The 14,410-nt window shown below is 41.0% G+C and carries 13 protein-coding genes and 1 pseudogene; 10 read left to right on the forward strand and 4 right to left on the reverse strand.

Features of this window, described 5'->3' with window-relative positions; all coding sequences use genetic code 11:
• Positions 1–290: 290 nt before the first annotated feature.
• Positions 291–1,457 carry an MFS transporter gene (locus tag ACIQZD_RS20665; RefSeq protein WP_402905965.1) on the reverse strand — a complete coding sequence of 389 codons (1,167 nt, stop codon included), beginning with the start codon at positions 1,455–1,457 and terminating at the stop codon, positions 291–293.
• A gap of 188 nt (positions 1,458–1,645) precedes the next feature.
• Between ACIQZD_RS20665 and cax the strand changes: the two genes are divergently transcribed.
• Both cax and ACIQZD_RS20675 read left to right on the forward strand, forming a co-directional pair.
• A complete protein-coding gene (cax, locus tag ACIQZD_RS20670) occupies positions 1,646–2,704 on the forward strand; it encodes a calcium/proton exchanger (RefSeq protein ID WP_402906254.1) in 1,059 nt (352 codons plus the stop codon).
• A gap of 468 nt (positions 2,705–3,172) precedes the next feature.
• A complete protein-coding gene (locus ACIQZD_RS20675) occupies positions 3,173–3,985 on the forward strand; it encodes a YfkD famly protein (RefSeq protein WP_402905967.1) in 813 nt (270 codons plus the stop codon).
• Between the two features lie 36 nt (positions 3,986–4,021).
• Here the strand turns inward: ACIQZD_RS20675 and yfkAB are convergent, their stop codons facing one another.
• A complete protein-coding gene (gene yfkAB, locus ACIQZD_RS20680; RefSeq protein ID WP_101224875.1) occupies positions 4,022–5,149 on the reverse strand; it encodes a radical SAM/CxCxxxxC motif protein YfkAB in 1,128 nt (375 codons plus the stop codon).
• Positions 5,150–5,299: 150 nt separating this feature from the next.
• On the opposite strand from yfkAB, the gene ACIQZD_RS20685 reads away from it, so the two are divergent.
• On the forward strand, positions 5,300–5,485 hold the full coding sequence (locus tag ACIQZD_RS20685) for an SE1561 family protein (protein ID WP_101224874.1): 186 nt from the start codon (positions 5,300–5,302) through the stop codon (positions 5,483–5,485).
• Between the two features lie 286 nt (positions 5,486–5,771).
• Positions 5,772–7,340 (forward strand): fumarate hydratase, encoded by a 1,569-nt coding sequence (locus ACIQZD_RS20690; RefSeq protein ID WP_402905970.1) that lies wholly within the window; start codon positions 5,772–5,774, stop codon positions 7,338–7,340.
• 48 nt (positions 7,341–7,388) lie between these two features.
• On the opposite strand, the gene ACIQZD_RS20695 is transcribed toward ACIQZD_RS20690, so the two are convergent.
• Complete coding sequence (locus ACIQZD_RS20695) at positions 7,389–7,526, reverse strand: hypothetical protein (RefSeq protein ID WP_170971547.1); 138 nt, start codon at positions 7,524–7,526, stop codon at positions 7,389–7,391.
• 109 nt (positions 7,527–7,635) lie between these two features.
• Here ACIQZD_RS20695 and ACIQZD_RS20700 point away from each other — a divergent pair, with 109 nt between their 5' ends.
• The 6 genes from ACIQZD_RS20700 to ACIQZD_RS20725 all read left to right on the forward strand — a co-directional run bounded on the left by ACIQZD_RS20700 (position 7,636) and on the right by ACIQZD_RS20725 (position 13,388).
• A complete protein-coding gene (locus ACIQZD_RS20700) occupies positions 7,636–7,821 on the forward strand; it encodes a hypothetical protein (RefSeq protein ID WP_101224872.1) in 186 nt (61 codons plus the stop codon).
• Between the two features lie 275 nt (positions 7,822–8,096).
• The gene (gene pdaA / locus ACIQZD_RS20705) at positions 8,097–8,882 is read left to right on the forward strand and encodes a delta-lactam-biosynthetic de-N-acetylase (protein ID WP_402905973.1); all 786 of its coding nucleotides are present in this window, start codon (positions 8,097–8,099) and stop codon (positions 8,880–8,882) included.
• 122 nt (positions 8,883–9,004) lie between these two features.
• Positions 9,005–9,889: a DNA-3-methyladenine glycosylase family protein gene (locus tag ACIQZD_RS20710; protein WP_402905975.1), complete on the forward strand. Its 885-nt coding sequence runs from the start codon at positions 9,005–9,007 to the stop codon at positions 9,887–9,889.
• A complete protein-coding gene (rlmD, locus tag ACIQZD_RS20715) occupies positions 9,886–11,274 on the forward strand; it encodes a 23S rRNA (uracil(1939)-C(5))-methyltransferase RlmD (RefSeq protein WP_402905977.1) in 1,389 nt (462 codons plus the stop codon). The genes ACIQZD_RS20710 and rlmD overlap by 4 nt, the downstream gene beginning before the upstream one ends.
• A 495-nt stretch (positions 11,275–11,769) precedes the next feature.
• Entirely contained in the window at positions 11,770–12,732 is a 963-nt protein-coding gene (locus tag ACIQZD_RS20720; protein ID WP_402905979.1) for a tRNA dihydrouridine synthase, read from the forward strand.
• 128 nt (positions 12,733–12,860) lie between these two features.
• Positions 12,861–13,388 carry a YehS family protein gene (locus ACIQZD_RS20725; RefSeq protein WP_402905981.1) on the forward strand — a complete coding sequence of 176 codons (528 nt, stop codon included), beginning with the start codon at positions 12,861–12,863 and terminating at the stop codon, positions 13,386–13,388.
• 151 nt (positions 13,389–13,539) lie between these two features.
• Here ACIQZD_RS20725 and ACIQZD_RS20730 read toward each other — a convergent pair.
• A pseudogene (locus ACIQZD_RS20730) lies at positions 13,540–14,362 on the reverse strand (3-hydroxyacyl-CoA dehydrogenase).
• Between the last annotated feature and the right edge of the window lie 48 nt (positions 14,363–14,410).

Here is a 14,410-nt window from a genome sequence, read left to right on the forward strand (position 1 = left end):
AGATTATCATTTGTATGATATATAATTGAGAAAGATAATCAACGTCATTTCTCTGGATAAAATATGAAAGCTGCCACCGTAATTGCGATGACAGCAATGTTTTCAAAGGTTTTTAAACGTAATGTCCCTTTTGTTATTATTATAATACCACATATCCTATTCAGAAATAAAGAAGAATGATTCTAATCTAGTAAAAAATATAAAGTACTTCCTAACCAAATATATAGCCGCTATTGAGAAATACCTTTCAAATTGAATAATAAAAGAAGTAGTCCAGATAATAAACTATACTACATAACTGAAGCAGGCATTTTCTCTTTAAATAAGGCCAATGAAATGAAGACAAGGAAAAGCATGATGCTGATCATGTAGAAAAAATTCCCACCTTGTATATGTTCAATGACCAGGCCGCCAAAAAACGGACCGCCGATGCTGCCGAGGCTAAAGAAAATACTGCATAATAAATTTCCAGCAGGTAATAGGTTTCGAGGCAAAAGGTCTGCCATATAACTGATTCCCAGCGAGAAAGTCGAACCAACCATCATTCCGCCAAACATAAAGCAAATGAATAGACCAAGCACCGAATAAGAATAAATCCCTGCAAGAGTGAATATGGCAAACCCTGAAAAAAGTATCGTCAGCAAGGTCTTTCGCCGGCCAAAACGGTCACTTATCATCCCCAAGGGAATCTGGGTAAGCAGGGTTCCCGCGGAAAATGCCGGAATGATGATGGATACGGCGGTTAAATCGATTCCGGAGCGCAGGGCGAATACAGGAAAATTGCTATTCAATGATGCTTCAAGCACGCCGAATGTGAACGGAAGTAAAAAAGCGACCCAAGCTATGCGGCTAACTTTCGTAAACCTTTTGATTGTGCCAAAGAATGATGTGTTTTCAGAATCATCCTGTTCAGGAAGCTCATTTCCAATAAGGAAAACAGTGGACCAAGCTAGAAGACTAAGTATGGATGTGATGATGAAAGGCAAAGACTGATTAATCTCGAGAAGCTTCGTCATCATCGGGCCAACCATGAAGCCAAGACTGAAGAAAAGTCCATAAATGGCAAGATTCCTTCCGCGCTTCGTTTTTGGTGAAATGGCAGTGATCCATGTCTGGGTAGCAAAGTGAAGTGTATGATCGCCGATTCCAATGAAGAAACGCAGTACGAACCAAAACCAGAATGATTTCCAAACAGGAAATAAGGCAAGCGATAGAATGACCGTTATCCCGCCAAATAATATCAATGGCTTATAGCCGTATTTACGGAGCGGGGCTTCCATAAAAGGAGAAATCAACAGAATTCCAATATAAAGCGAGGCTGCATGAAACCCGTTTAGGGATGAGCTAATTCCGTCATTTTCAAAAATGATGGCTATGATCGGCAGAAGCATCCCTTGAGAAAACCCGGATATGCCGACTATTAAGATTAAAACGCTAAAAAGCAATTTATTATTCATAAAAATCATGTCTCCTAAGAAATGTATACCTTCTTGATGTTACATCTTAGGAAGAGGATTAAGCAATAGAAATTTGGGTAAATATTGACAAGAAGAGAGAGGATGATAAAATTTCCTTTGTCATCGCCGGAAGATTATGTATGATAGTTTTTGTTACATAAAAGAACTATAGGATTGTGAGGAGAAGTATCGTGAATAAAATATTTTTGGGGCTTGTCCTGTTAGGCGTCCCTATATCAGTCATGGGGTCATTATTGCATTGGCCGAGTGTGATCATGTTCATCGTATATTGCTTAACCATCGTCGCGCTAGCAGGATTCATGGGCCGTGCGACTGAAAGCTTAGCGATCGTTATGGGACCAAGGATTGGCGGTCTCTTGAATGCAACCTTTGGAAATGCAGTGGAATTGATCATATCCATCTTTTCATTAAAGGCGGGGCTTGTGGGGGTCGTGTTGGCTTCTTTGACTGGTTCCGTATTAGGAAACTTATTGTTGGTGGCAGGACTTTCATTCTTTGTGGGAGGGACTAAATACAAACGGCAGAAATTTAATGTATTCGATGCGAGGCATAATGCCGGTCTATTGATTTTTGCAGTTATTGTAGCCTTCGTCATACCGGAAGTATTCACACAAGATATGAGTGAATCTCGTACGATGTCGTTAAGTGTAGGAATTTCCATTATTTTGATCTTATTATATCTTGCTGCATTATTCTTTAAATTGGTTACTCACCGAGGGGTATATCAGCATACGGAGAAACCCGAGGAACATGAAGAGGAAGTACCGGAGTGGAGCAGGAAAAAGGCAATTATAATACTTGCTGCCGCTACATTGGCCGTTGCGTATGTATCGGAGAAACTTGTTCATACGTTCAGCGAAGTAGGGGAAACCTTCGGATGGTCGGAGTTATTCATAGGTGTCATTATCGTTGCAATCGTGGGTAACGCGGCAGAGCATGCGTCCGCCGTCATAATGGCCTATAAAAACAAAATGGATGTCGCAGTGGAAATTGCCGTTGGTTCCACGCTTCAAGTAGCGATGTTCGTAGCTCCTGTACTCGTACTTATTTCATTAATGTATCCAACTCATATGCCGCTTGTTTTCACAATGCCAGAACTGATATCAATGGTTACAGCAGTCTTTCTGATGATCATGATTTCGAATGACGGGGAAACGAACTGGTTTGAAGGCCTTACCTTATTGGCCGCTTACTTCATTATGGGAATTGGATTTTACTTATTATAAGGATACAGGCCTTCCGATGCGGAAGGTCTTTCTTTTTATATATTTGAAAAATAAAAATGACTCTGCTCAGGTTAGATTTAGCAGAGTCATTTCTATATTAGTAAATTACCATTCATAAGTTATTCCAAAATTTTTCATCATGCTTTTGTAAAAGTTGAGAAAATATTCTAGAGTGTCACACCATCCTTTTACATCAGATTTAAGTATAGGCGAATTCGTTTTCTGTCATCCTTAAAAGGGTGTCATGGATTGTTCGATAAGCATACCTCCTGAATGTTTAATAGGTATGAACGATTTCGCCTCCTTTTTATAATGTAAAATAAGTATAACCGATTTAAATAAAAAAGTAAATATTCTGAACTTTACAAATTCATTACAAAATCGAAATAAGAATGAAATGTATAGAATGTTGGCTAAAAACAAAATCTATAACAAAATGATTGAACCCCTCAAAAGGAGTGCGACAGCATGAGAAGAACTATTCTTATTACGATGATTGCCCTAATTGCCTTCATTCAGGCGAATGTAAGTTTTGCAGCTGATATTCCAGAAGGCAAAGCAAATCCGAATTTGGTGAATATCCCACCTTCCGTTTTGAATATTGCAAAGGAGAATACGTATCCGAACCCAACCCAGGATCTTCCGATGCTGCAGCCGAGTAAGTTGGCCGAACAATTGATCGATTCGTCGGATATCAAGATTGAAAATCCAGAACTCATCCATATGTTGAATGAATCGGCAATTGCAAAAGCTCCGCTTGCTTTTGGTTACAGGGCGACGATTTACCTTGGCCATTGGGCATTGAATTATGAGTCTTCGGAAACGGCGCCAAACTGGGAATACCAAAAAATCAATACGAATTACTACGATAATCGCGGCGGTGAGGTTCCATACAAGATCCGTTATGTCCAGGAAAGTCAGAAGGCAGTGAGTGGCGGTCTCACAGCGAAAATACCTAAGGCAGAGGATGTTCAAAAGATGATGCTGTTAAAAGCCACTGAGAAAACGAATTTGCCATTGGCTTTTGAAACGATCATCGGAGCTGGTACGAAAAAAGATGAAGTATACAATGTTGCTTCTAATAGGATAGGTTACTTATCCAGTTATGCTTCCGCTGTCAATGAAAAAGGGAAGGTCACATATGGGGAAGTGTATTTGAACCTAAAAGGAAGTAAAAGAACCATTACGATAAAGAACATCACTTCACAAGGCATCGGTGCATGGATACCGGTTCAGGACCATGTTTCCTTCAGCTTTACAGTCTCGCAGCAACCCAGGTAAATTGAAAAAACTCGCCGGATTGGCGAGTTTTTTTCTTCATATGGTTGACTTCCTGATCCTGAAGTCCTCCTTCGGGTAGTATGCATTTTTGACGAGAACATTCGGGCCAAGACATTTGACTGCCGGGCAGTGGCAATTCAATTCATTGGCCAGTTTCGAATTCATCCATGTTTCATAGGATTCGGTCAAGGGCTGGTCTTTGATATTCCCTAATGTAGGCGCGTCTCCGAAATCGGTCACGATCACTTCCCCGGTGAAAATATTGATGTTCAACCGGGAACGTCCATCAGGGTCATTACGAACAGTCACTTTATGTGAACCATAAAGGCGTTGAAGCAGCTTTATATCCTCTTTACTGTTATTGCAAGGATAAAATGGCAGGGTACCGAAAAGCATCCAAACATTTTCATCACGGATATCAAGCAAATGATGAATCGCTTCACGCATTTTGTCCAATGATAAAGTTTCAAGTGCCGAAGCGAAATCGCTAGGATACATCGGATGAATTTCATGCCTTTGACATCCCATTTCATCGACGATCTGTCTGTGAATATGCTCAAGATGCGGCAATGTCCGTTTATTAAGCATCGTTTCTGCAGAAACCAGCACACCAGCCTTTGTCAGGGCCCGGGAATTTTCGATCATTTTATCAAATAATTTCTTTCGCTGTTCCCGAGATGGTTTTCGGTCCATCATGGCAAAGCCGATATCAATGAATTCATCGATTGTTCCCCAGTTATGGGAAATGTGCAGAACATCCAAATAAGGAATGATTTCCTCATACCGTTCCAGGTCAAGGGTCAAATTGGAATTGATTTGTGTCCGGACCCCGCGGCTACGGGCATATTTCAATAGAGGCAAAACATAATTCTTCACTTGTTTTCTTGAAAGCATCGGCTCCCCGCCAGTGATGCTGAGCGAGCGAAGCAAAGGGATCTCATCGAGGCGCTGAATCAGTAATTCCAGTGGCAGTGCATCCGGGTCCTTGGGCTGGAGCGTGTAACCGACGGCACAATGCTCACAACGCATATTGCAAAGGGTGGTTGTGGTGAACTCCACATTGGTAAGGCTGAGTTTTCCATATTGTTCAACGTCCATATATGCTTCCCAAGGGTCATACTTGGGTGTAATTGGTGTTAATAGATCTTGCTTGATTATTGACATATTTAAAACTCCTTACGTAATAATGCACTAACCCATTATGAACAATGGGGACAAAAATTGTCAAATGGCGGAGAGCTGCATTTATAGCTTGCCATTGCACTTTCAAGCAGATTTCGTTACGATGAAAGAAGAACGGAAGGAGAGTGCCTCATGGGAAAATCCATTACAGGTAAAAACGAACAATTAACATACTTAAAAGAACGCCTCACGATGTTCATGGAAGTTCTTGATCATATCGAACCGGAAAATACGGAGTTGGAAGATATAGACCGTTTAATCGGAATGTTAGATGATTTGGAAGGCAAAGTGGAACAATTCAAAACCCGCGAAGACTAATAGCTGTTTCGATAGTATGATTTTTTCAATGTTAATATTCATGAAGGGATGACGGGAAAACTGCGTCATCCTTTTTTGATGGAAATGATTGGTGATGAAATTTAACTCATGGGCTATTTCTGGCGCTTTGCTCATTTCTCTCCAAATTGCTTTCATATGAAAAATAATTACTTGTTTTCGAAAGATTATGTTAGATGTATAATAAAACGGGTGTTGTATCATTCGCTATTTATAGAGAAGCAGGGAAATGATTAAATTTAGGGGAAATAAGAGGGGGAAGAGAAATTTGGATATTCAAAAATTCCAAGAAAGTATGTACAGTCTTATCGTTGAAACTTCAACGAATCTTCCAAAGGATGTTCGTCGTGCGGTCAAAAGTGCAAAACAACGTGAAAATGCAGGTACTCGTTCTGCGTTGAGCCTGACCACCATCACGAATAATATTACAATGGCTGACGACAATGTATCACCGATTTGTCAGGATACTGGTCTGCCGACTTTCAAAATAAAAACTCCAGTTGGCGTGAACCAACTTGAAATAAAAAAAGCAATCCGGAATGCGATCATTTTAGCGACAAAGGGCGGAAAACTTCGTCCAAACGCAGTTGACTCTTTATCGGGTGAAAATAGCGGGGATAACCTTGGGGAAGGTCTTCCTGTCATTAAATTCGATCAATGGGAAAAAGACTATATTGATGTTCGTCTCATCTTAAAAGGCGGCGGCTGTGAAAATAAAAACATCCAATACAGTCTGCCTATGGAGCTTGAAGGATTGGGAAAAGCGGGCCGTGATTTGGACGGAATCCGTAAATGTGTCCTTCACTCTGTCTACCAAGCACAAGGACAAGGCTGCAGTGCCGGCTTCATCGGCGTTGGTATCGGAGGGGACCGTTCTTCCGGATATGATCTGGCTAAGGCTCAACTTTTCCGCAGTAATGAAGATGTGAATCCGAATCAAGACCTTCGTAAACTTGAAGATTACATCATGAAGACAGCTAATGAATTAGGAATCGGCACGATGGGCTTTGGCGGCGAAACTACACTGCTTGGATGTAAAATCGGTGTCATGCACCGTATTCCGGCAAGCTTTTTCGTATCCGTTGCTTACAACTGCTGGGCGTTCCGCCGTTTAGGAGTTAAAGTCAATCCGGAAACAGGCGAAATCAATGAGTGGTTATATCAAGAAGGGGAGAAAATCGACTTTGCTTTGGAAGCAGAAAAAGAAGCGAAAGATGAAGTGGCAGCCGCTGCAGAATCGGACGTTGAAGCTTCCCGTGAAATCACCCTTCAAGCCCCAATCACGGAAGAACAAATCCGTGAATTAAAAGTAGGTGACGTAGTCCATATTAACGGCAGAATGTATACAGGCCGTGACGCCATCCACAAGCACTTATCTGAAAATCCTGCACCAATCGACCTGGATGGACAAATCATCTATCACTGTGGACCGGTTATGCTGAAGGATGAAGAAGGCAAATGGCATGTGAAGGCTGCCGGACCGACAACAAGTATTCGTGAAGAACCATACCAAGGCGATATCATGAAACGATTCGGCATCCGTGCAGTTATCGGTAAAGGCGGAATGGGACCAAAAACACTAGAAGCACTTAGTGAACACGGCGGCGTTTATCTAAATGCAATCGGCGGGGCTGCTCAATATTATGCAGACTGCATCAAATCCGTCGAAGGTGTGAACTTCACTGAATTTGGTATTCCAGAAGCAATGTGGCATCTGAATGTTGAAGGATTCACTGCAGTAGTAACTATGGATTCACATGGAAACAGCCTGCATAAAGACGTTCAGCAATCTTCATTGGAAAAATTGGCACAATTCAAAGAACCAGTATTTAAATAAATGTATGGCAAAAGACGCTCACTAAACGGTGAGCGTCTTTTGCATAGCTTACTCTTCTATTTCCGGCAGTGGATCAATCCTTGATGCATCCTCTAAATTCAATCCACTTTTCACAAAATGAACAAACACTCCACCACTTAAACCAAGACAACCAACAAAGCCTAAGGTGATAACCCATTCCAGCATTTCATTCCCCCCCTGCTAATGTATATGAAAAAAAGGCGAAAATTACCTCAAAAAAGTACAATCTTTTGGAAAGGTCGCACATACATTAGAAGAGAAAGGGGGGATTTTCATGCAGAATAACTACTTCTTATTCTTTATGGCCATGCTAACCGGTTTTGCTTTCATCAAACTTCCTGTGGCAAACACGATTTTCTCCGGACTTGAAACATTCCTTGACGTAATCGGAATTGTAATCGTTCTCATTTTCGCTATCGCCATTATTTGGAAGGCGGCACAAGCGTTATTTAAAGGATAAACAAAACATGGAGGGCCAATCCTTTTCGGAGGAGAGGCCCTTTTTTGCGTTGGATTATAGATACGAACTAACTAATTCGGCCTCCGGGGCGTTAATTTGATCCAGAGCGAAATTTATTCGGCCCACGGAGCGAAAAATTCGACCAACGTCGGCAGTAATTCGACCCACGGAGCAAAATTTCGACCTACAACGAAATCAATTCGACCTTCACATTATCATGCATATAAATCTCCATGTTCCAAACAATAAGAAAAAAGAACATGGGGGATATTCCAATGAAAAAAATGGTGATTTTATCCGCTTTTATTTGCTTGATATGCTCTTTGGCAAGCCCGGCTTTTGCAGAATCCTATAACTGGGGTTTCAATAAAGGAAAAAATGGTACACCTGCCGATGCCGGTAAAAAATTCAATGAAATGCTGCCTGAATATGAAGCGATTTATAAGGGGGATACAAAGAAAAAAGTCGTTTATTTAACATTTGATAACGGTTATGAAAATGGCTATACTGCCCAAATTTTAGATGTCCTGAAGAAACATGGTGCCCCTGGTGCTTTTTTTGTCACGGGTCATTATTTAAAAACGGCACCTGAGCTTGTTGTCCGTATGGCTAATGAGGGGCATATCGTAGGAAACCATTCATGGAACCATCCGGATATGACCAGCGTGACGGACGATGTGATTCGCACGGAGCTTGAGCGGGTAAAAGAAGCAACGGAAAAATTAACGGGGCAAAAGGAAATGAACTACTTAAGGCCGCCTCGCGGGGTATTTAATGAAAGAACAATGAGGATCGCAAAAAAAGAAGGGTATTACCACATCTTCTGGTCACTGGCATATAGAGACTGGATTGTTGATCAACAAAAGGGTGCCGCGTTCGCACACGATGAAGTGCTTAAGCAGATTCATCCCGGTGCGATTTTATTACTGCATACCGTATCGAAGGATAATGCGGAAGCATTGGACTCGATTCTGACGGATCTTGAAAAACAGGGGTACGCTTTCGGTAGCCTTGATGATTTAATGATTGAGAAGCAGTTGCCTAACCGAATGCTTTATTAAAGTGAGAAGCGGGTCCTGTAGAGATTATTCAGGTCCCGCTTTTATCCATTCTCCTCAATTTCAAGTAATATTTCAGGAAACATGCTATAATACGTGGAAAACTGCTAAAGGATGGATCGCTTGTGTGGACAGAAAAATTACAGGTTCAAGGACCCTATAATTTCGATCTAGTTCTCGAACGATTATCGTTAGACCCACTTCAGGTAGTTGATTTTACTAACAGGACGGTAAAAGTTCCGCTATATATAGAAAAAGAACCAATCGTTTTGCAGGTTCAGGCAATAGGAAATATCGAAGAACCATCTTTTATCATCAAAGGTCATTCAGAGGTATACAAGTCAAAAGCAATCGAACGGTTAAAAAAGGTTTTTCATTGGCATCAGCCATTAGAAGGCGTTTCCCTGCATTTCAGGGAATCCGATTTGCGGGAAATCTTCGAAGAGCATCGCGGTACTGCCATAGTCTTGGACTTCGATTACTACAGTTGCCTCGTCAAATGCATCATACATCAGCAATTGAACTTATCCTTTGCCCATACGCTTACGGAACGATTCGTTAAAACCTTCGGCTACCAGATGGAAGGTGCCTGGTTTTATCCGACGCCGGAAACAACCGCCCAACTTAAAATCGAGCAATTGAGAGCCATTCAATTCAGCGGCCGGAAAGCGGAATACGTCATCGGACTTTCCGAGCAGATCATTCAGGGCCATCTCAACCTTGATATAATGGAAAGGCTATCCGATCAAGATGTTATGGATACACTAATAAAAATACGCGGTATCGGTAGATGGACGGCTGAAAACTTCCTGCTTTTTGGACTTGGCCGGCCGAACCTATTTCCTAAAGCCGATATTGGCATTCAAAATGCCTTGAAACTATTATATGGCTTACCGCAAAAGCCAACCCAAGAAGAAATGGAGACCTATAGTGAGAAATGGGCTCCATATCTAAGCTACGCTTCCCTCTATTTGTGGAGAAGCATTGAAAAACGGAGTGAAAAGAAATGACAAACATTCAAGATACAAAACTGGAAGTGAACCAAACCCTTCCCCTTACGATTAAACGGCTTGGCATTAATGGAGAGGGAGTCGGTTATTTCAAAAAGAAAGTCGTCTTCGTCCCAGGAGCATTGCCTGGTGAAGAAATTGTAGCTTTGGTCACAAAGGTACAGCCAAACTTCACCGAGGCGAAAATAAAAACCATCCGTAAAGAATCACCGCATCGCATTGCAGCGCCATGTCCGGTTTACGCTGAATGCGGCGGATGTCAGTTACAGCATTTAAGCTATGACCAACAGCTTATCGAAAAGCGCGATATCGTCATTCAAGCGATGGAACGCCATTTGAAATTCCCAGTTTCTTCATTAAATGTAAAAGAAACGATTGGTATGGAAGATCCTTGGAATTACCGCAATAAAAGTCAGTACCAAGTCGGCCAAAAAGATGGTAAATTGATTGCTGGCCTTTACGGCTTGAATTCCCATAATCTGATCGATATCCCGAATTGCCTTGTACAGCATAAGGCAACGAATAAGGTAACACGTACAGTGAAAAAGATACTAAAGAACCTGAACATCTCGATATATAACGAAAGAAAAAGAAAAGGTGTTATTCGTACGGTCATTACACGGGTAGGCTTTGAAACAGGTGAAGTGCAGGTTGTCCTTGTTACAGGTGCGGAGGAAATTCCACAAAAAGATCAGTTGCTAAAACAAATTCGGGACCAATTGCCAGAAGTGAAATCGGTCGTTCAAAACATCAACAACCGGAACACATCACTGATCTTTGGCGAAAAAACGATTCACCTGGCAGGAGAAAAAGTCATCAACGAAACATTGGGTGACCTATCATACGAACTTTCAGCCCGTACATTCTTCCAGCTTAATCCCGTTCAAACTGTTCGCTTATATGATGAAGTGAAAAAAGCGGCAGCCTTAACCGGCACGGAAAAAGTGGTTGACGCTTATTGCGGTGTAGGAACCATTGGGCTATGGCTGTCTGAAAATGCCAAGGAAGTCAGAGGAATGGACGTCATTAAAGAATCCATCGAGGACGCCAAGAAAAATGCCAAAAAACATAAACGCGACAATGTATACTATGAAACAGGCAAGGCCGAGAATATCCTTCCACGCTGGACCAAAGAAGGCTGGAAACCGGACGTACTTGTCGTCGACCCGCCAAGATCAGGCTGTGACCAATCATTACTGCAGACAATCTTGAAAGTAAAACCGAAAACCATAGTGTATGTATCATGCAACCCTTCCACATTAGCGAAGGACTTACAAGAACTGGGCACGTCTTATCGCGTTGAGGCCATACAGCCTGTGGACATGTTCCCGCAGACGAGCCATGTAGAGTGTGTCTCGCAACTCATTTTAAAAGAAGGCAACTAACGAATCGCTAGGTTACCTTTGTATAGAGTTTTTACACTACTTGTAAAGGGTTAATGAAGGTGTATTGGATATGAATTTCACCATATATGACACACTTTCACCCTGCGGTTGGCATGATGTAAATGGATAAATATATTGGAATCACGTATTGATTATAAGGGAATAAAATACTGATTTTCTGAGAACATGTTTCTATTAAAACATGTTCTCCTATTTTTTATTCTTCTTCATAATGTAATTCTGGTGGGTTTGAGCTATAAATGCGTTTTGGGTGCAAGTCCGCCGTCAATTCCATTCAGGACCGATTTTCGGTTAAAATAAACATTGCCGATTTTCACAATAGTTTTTCATAAATTATAAATGTCCAAAATGTACTTGTGTTTGATAATGAGTTATTAAGCATGATATAAGTGTAAAAGAAGTGGAACATTTGGCTTTTATATTTTTTGCCGAGAGTTTGAAGTTGTATCCATAGTGAGAGGATTTGAGTTTAAAATGATAGATAATTTTTGGCGTGATTTACCACGACCATTTTTTGTACTTGCACCAATGGAAGATGTGACAGATGTTGTTTTTCGTCACGTAGTAAGTGAAGCTGGTCGACCGGATGTATTTTTCACAGAGTTTACAAACTCGGATAGCTATTGTCATCCAGAGGGCATGAAAAGTGTGCGTGGCCGTTTGACTTTTACAGAAGATGAACAGCCAATGGTGGCACATATTTGGGGGGATAATCCCGAATATTTCCGTCAAATGAGTATTGGCATGGCAGAGCTAGGATTTAAAGGCATCGATATTAATATGGGCTGCCCTGTACCGAATGTGGCATCGAGAGGGAAAGGTAGTGGCCTTATTCTGCGTCCAGACGTTGCAGCAGAACTTATTCAAGCAGCAAAAGCGGGCGGACTGCCTGTCAGCGTGAAAACACGACTTGGCTATAATGATGTAAATGAGTGGGAGGAGTGGCTGACGCATATTTTAAAACAGGATATTGCGAACCTTTCCATTCATTTGCGTACAAGAAAGGAAATGAGCCAAGTAGATGCCCATTGGGAGCTAATTCCGGAAATCAAAAAATTACGTGACCGTATCGCACCAAATACGCTACTAACAATCAATGGAGACATTCCTGATCGTCAAACTGGGATGCAGCTTGCTGAACAATATGGTATTGATGGCGTTATGATCGGGCGAGGCATTTTTAAAAATCCTTTTGCTTTTGAAAAAGAGCCAAAAGAGCATAGCAGTAAAGAATACCTTGATCTTTTAAGACTGCAGCTTGATCTTCAAGATCAATACGCGGAAGAAGTGCCACGTTCAATCACAGGGCTTCATCGCTTTTTCAAAATTTATGTCAAAGGATTCCGTGGAGCTGGTGAATTAAGAAATCAATTGATGAACACGAAATCAACAGATGAAGTACGTGCATTGCTTGATAACTTTGGAAAAGAATGTTGATGGGAGCAATAAGCAGAGTGATCCGGGAATCTGTAAAAGGTTCTCGGATTTTAACCTGCGTTTATTTCCATCCATTTGTGAAATAATGAAAGTACTGTGAATAGAGAAAATACATAGGAGGTTTTTGGATGCATAATCATGATATATTAATTCGATTAAGATATGCGCTTGATATTAAAAATAAAGATATGGTAGAGATATTTAAACTCGGGGAGATCGAAGTGACAATGGAAGAAGTCATGCAGATGCTCACAAAACCAAAAGATGATTATTATGATGATTATGAAGAATATGATGATATGGATGAAGAGGAAGATGGGATAACCTGCAATAACATGATGTTAGAGTCCTTTTTAAATGGTTTGATCATTTTTAAAAGAGGGAGACAAGAGCCAAAACCTGGTCAGCCTCAAAGTCAGGCACCGGCTGTAAAGAATAAGGAAAGTGTGAATAATATCCTTCTGAAGAAATTGAAAATAGCATTATCATTAACCAGTGAGGATATGATTGATATTTTGGAAGAAGCAGGAGTCATGATAACCAAAGGGGAATTAAGCGCTATACTAAGAAAAGTGGGTCATAGGAATTATAAAGAGTGCGGAGATCGATACGCAAGGAATTTCTTAAAAGGGTTAACTTTGAGATATAGGGGATAACACTGTATCATGCCTATTATGAAAAAGACCATGAAATCGTGAAAAATACTTTTCACAATTTCATGGTCTTTTTTTTATGATGTTATTGAAGGGATAGAAAGTGCGAAATAGTAAAAAAACAGAAGGGACCCTCAAGGCACCTTCTGAATCATTAACCTTTTAAAAAGTCTGGCTTTGAAATTCGGGTTGGGATATTTATAGAAGCCTTCTCCTGCTTCTCTTCCGATTTTTCCCTTTATCGATATACTCTGTTTTCAATTATAAGCGGTATTGCTTCCTACCACGTCCAATATAGAAAGGACCAAGAGGTGTCCCTGTTGCGACCATCCACGTTTTATCGATGGTTTCCGTATCAGCCACTCCTTTTAATAAGAGCATTTGGGCAGCATCCAAAAGAGGAACCAATAGGGAATTCAGGATATAGCCTGGCTGCTCTTTATGTAAAGGCAGAGGAACCATTCCAATCGCTCTTGCAAAATCAATCACTTCACTATCCGTTTCAGGATGCTTCATGATTTCTGCCGTATTGTTTTTCCAGATTTGATTAGCGAAGTGCAAAGCGAGGAATTTTTTTGGACGGCCTGTTGCTTCGGCAAATTGGCTTGGTAATAATGTAGAAGAGTTCGTGGAGAAAATTGTTTTTTCAGGTGCCACTTTTCCTAACTCTGTGTAAAAATCGGTATTGACTTGAACCACTTTCGGAATCGCTTCAATCACAAGATCAGCTTCGGCAACGGCCGCAGATAAATCACTGTGGAAAGAAATGCGGGCATAAGCAGTATTAAGATCTTCCTCCGCAGCGCCTATGTCTTCTTTATAGTATGGCTTCAAATTAGTGATCCTATCTTTTGCACGTTCCAATGCTTTATCATTGATGTCATATACTGATACGTTAAATCCTTTGAATGCGGTTTGAAATCAATCTGACTTCCTAAAACGCCGCTGCCGGCAATCGTGATATTCTGAAAATTCAAAGTCATTCTCCTTTATTTCTTTGGATATCTCTACTTGTTAATTATTGC

Source organism: Peribacillus sp. NPDC096447 (assembly GCF_044762725.1).
Classification (GTDB): Bacteria; Bacillota; Bacilli; order Bacillales; family DSM-1321; genus Peribacillus.

Bases quoted from the DNA above. Each gene is read 5' to 3' on its own strand.
- ACIQZD_RS20665 (WP_402905965.1), bottom strand. From the start codon at position 1,457: ATGAATAATAAATTGCTTTTTAGCGTTTTAATCTTAATAGTCGGCATA.
- ACIQZD_RS20720 (WP_402905979.1), top strand. From the start codon at position 11,770: ATGATAGATAATTTTTGGCGTGATTTACCACGACCATTTTTTGTACTT.
- ACIQZD_RS20675 (WP_402905967.1), top strand. From the start codon at position 3,173: ATGAGAAGAACTATTCTTATTACGATGATTGCCCTAATTGCCTTCATT.
- ACIQZD_RS20685 (WP_101224874.1), top strand. From the start codon at position 5,300: ATGGGAAAATCCATTACAGGTAAAAACGAACAATTAACATACTTAAAA.
- rlmD (WP_402905977.1), top strand. From the start codon at position 9,886: ATGACAAACATTCAAGATACAAAACTGGAAGTGAACCAAACCCTTCCC.
- pdaA (WP_402905973.1), top strand. From the start codon at position 8,097: ATGAAAAAAATGGTGATTTTATCCGCTTTTATTTGCTTGATATGCTCT.
- ACIQZD_RS20700 (WP_101224872.1), top strand. From the start codon at position 7,636: ATGCAGAATAACTACTTCTTATTCTTTATGGCCATGCTAACCGGTTTT.
- yfkAB (WP_101224875.1), bottom strand. From the start codon at position 5,149: ATGTCAATAATCAAGCAAGATCTATTAACACCAATTACACCCAAGTAT.
- ACIQZD_RS20725 (WP_402905981.1), top strand. From the start codon at position 12,861: ATGCATAATCATGATATATTAATTCGATTAAGATATGCGCTTGATATT.
- ACIQZD_RS20695 (WP_170971547.1), bottom strand. From the start codon at position 7,526: ATGCTGGAATGGGTTATCACCTTAGGCTTTGTTGGTTGTCTTGGTTTA.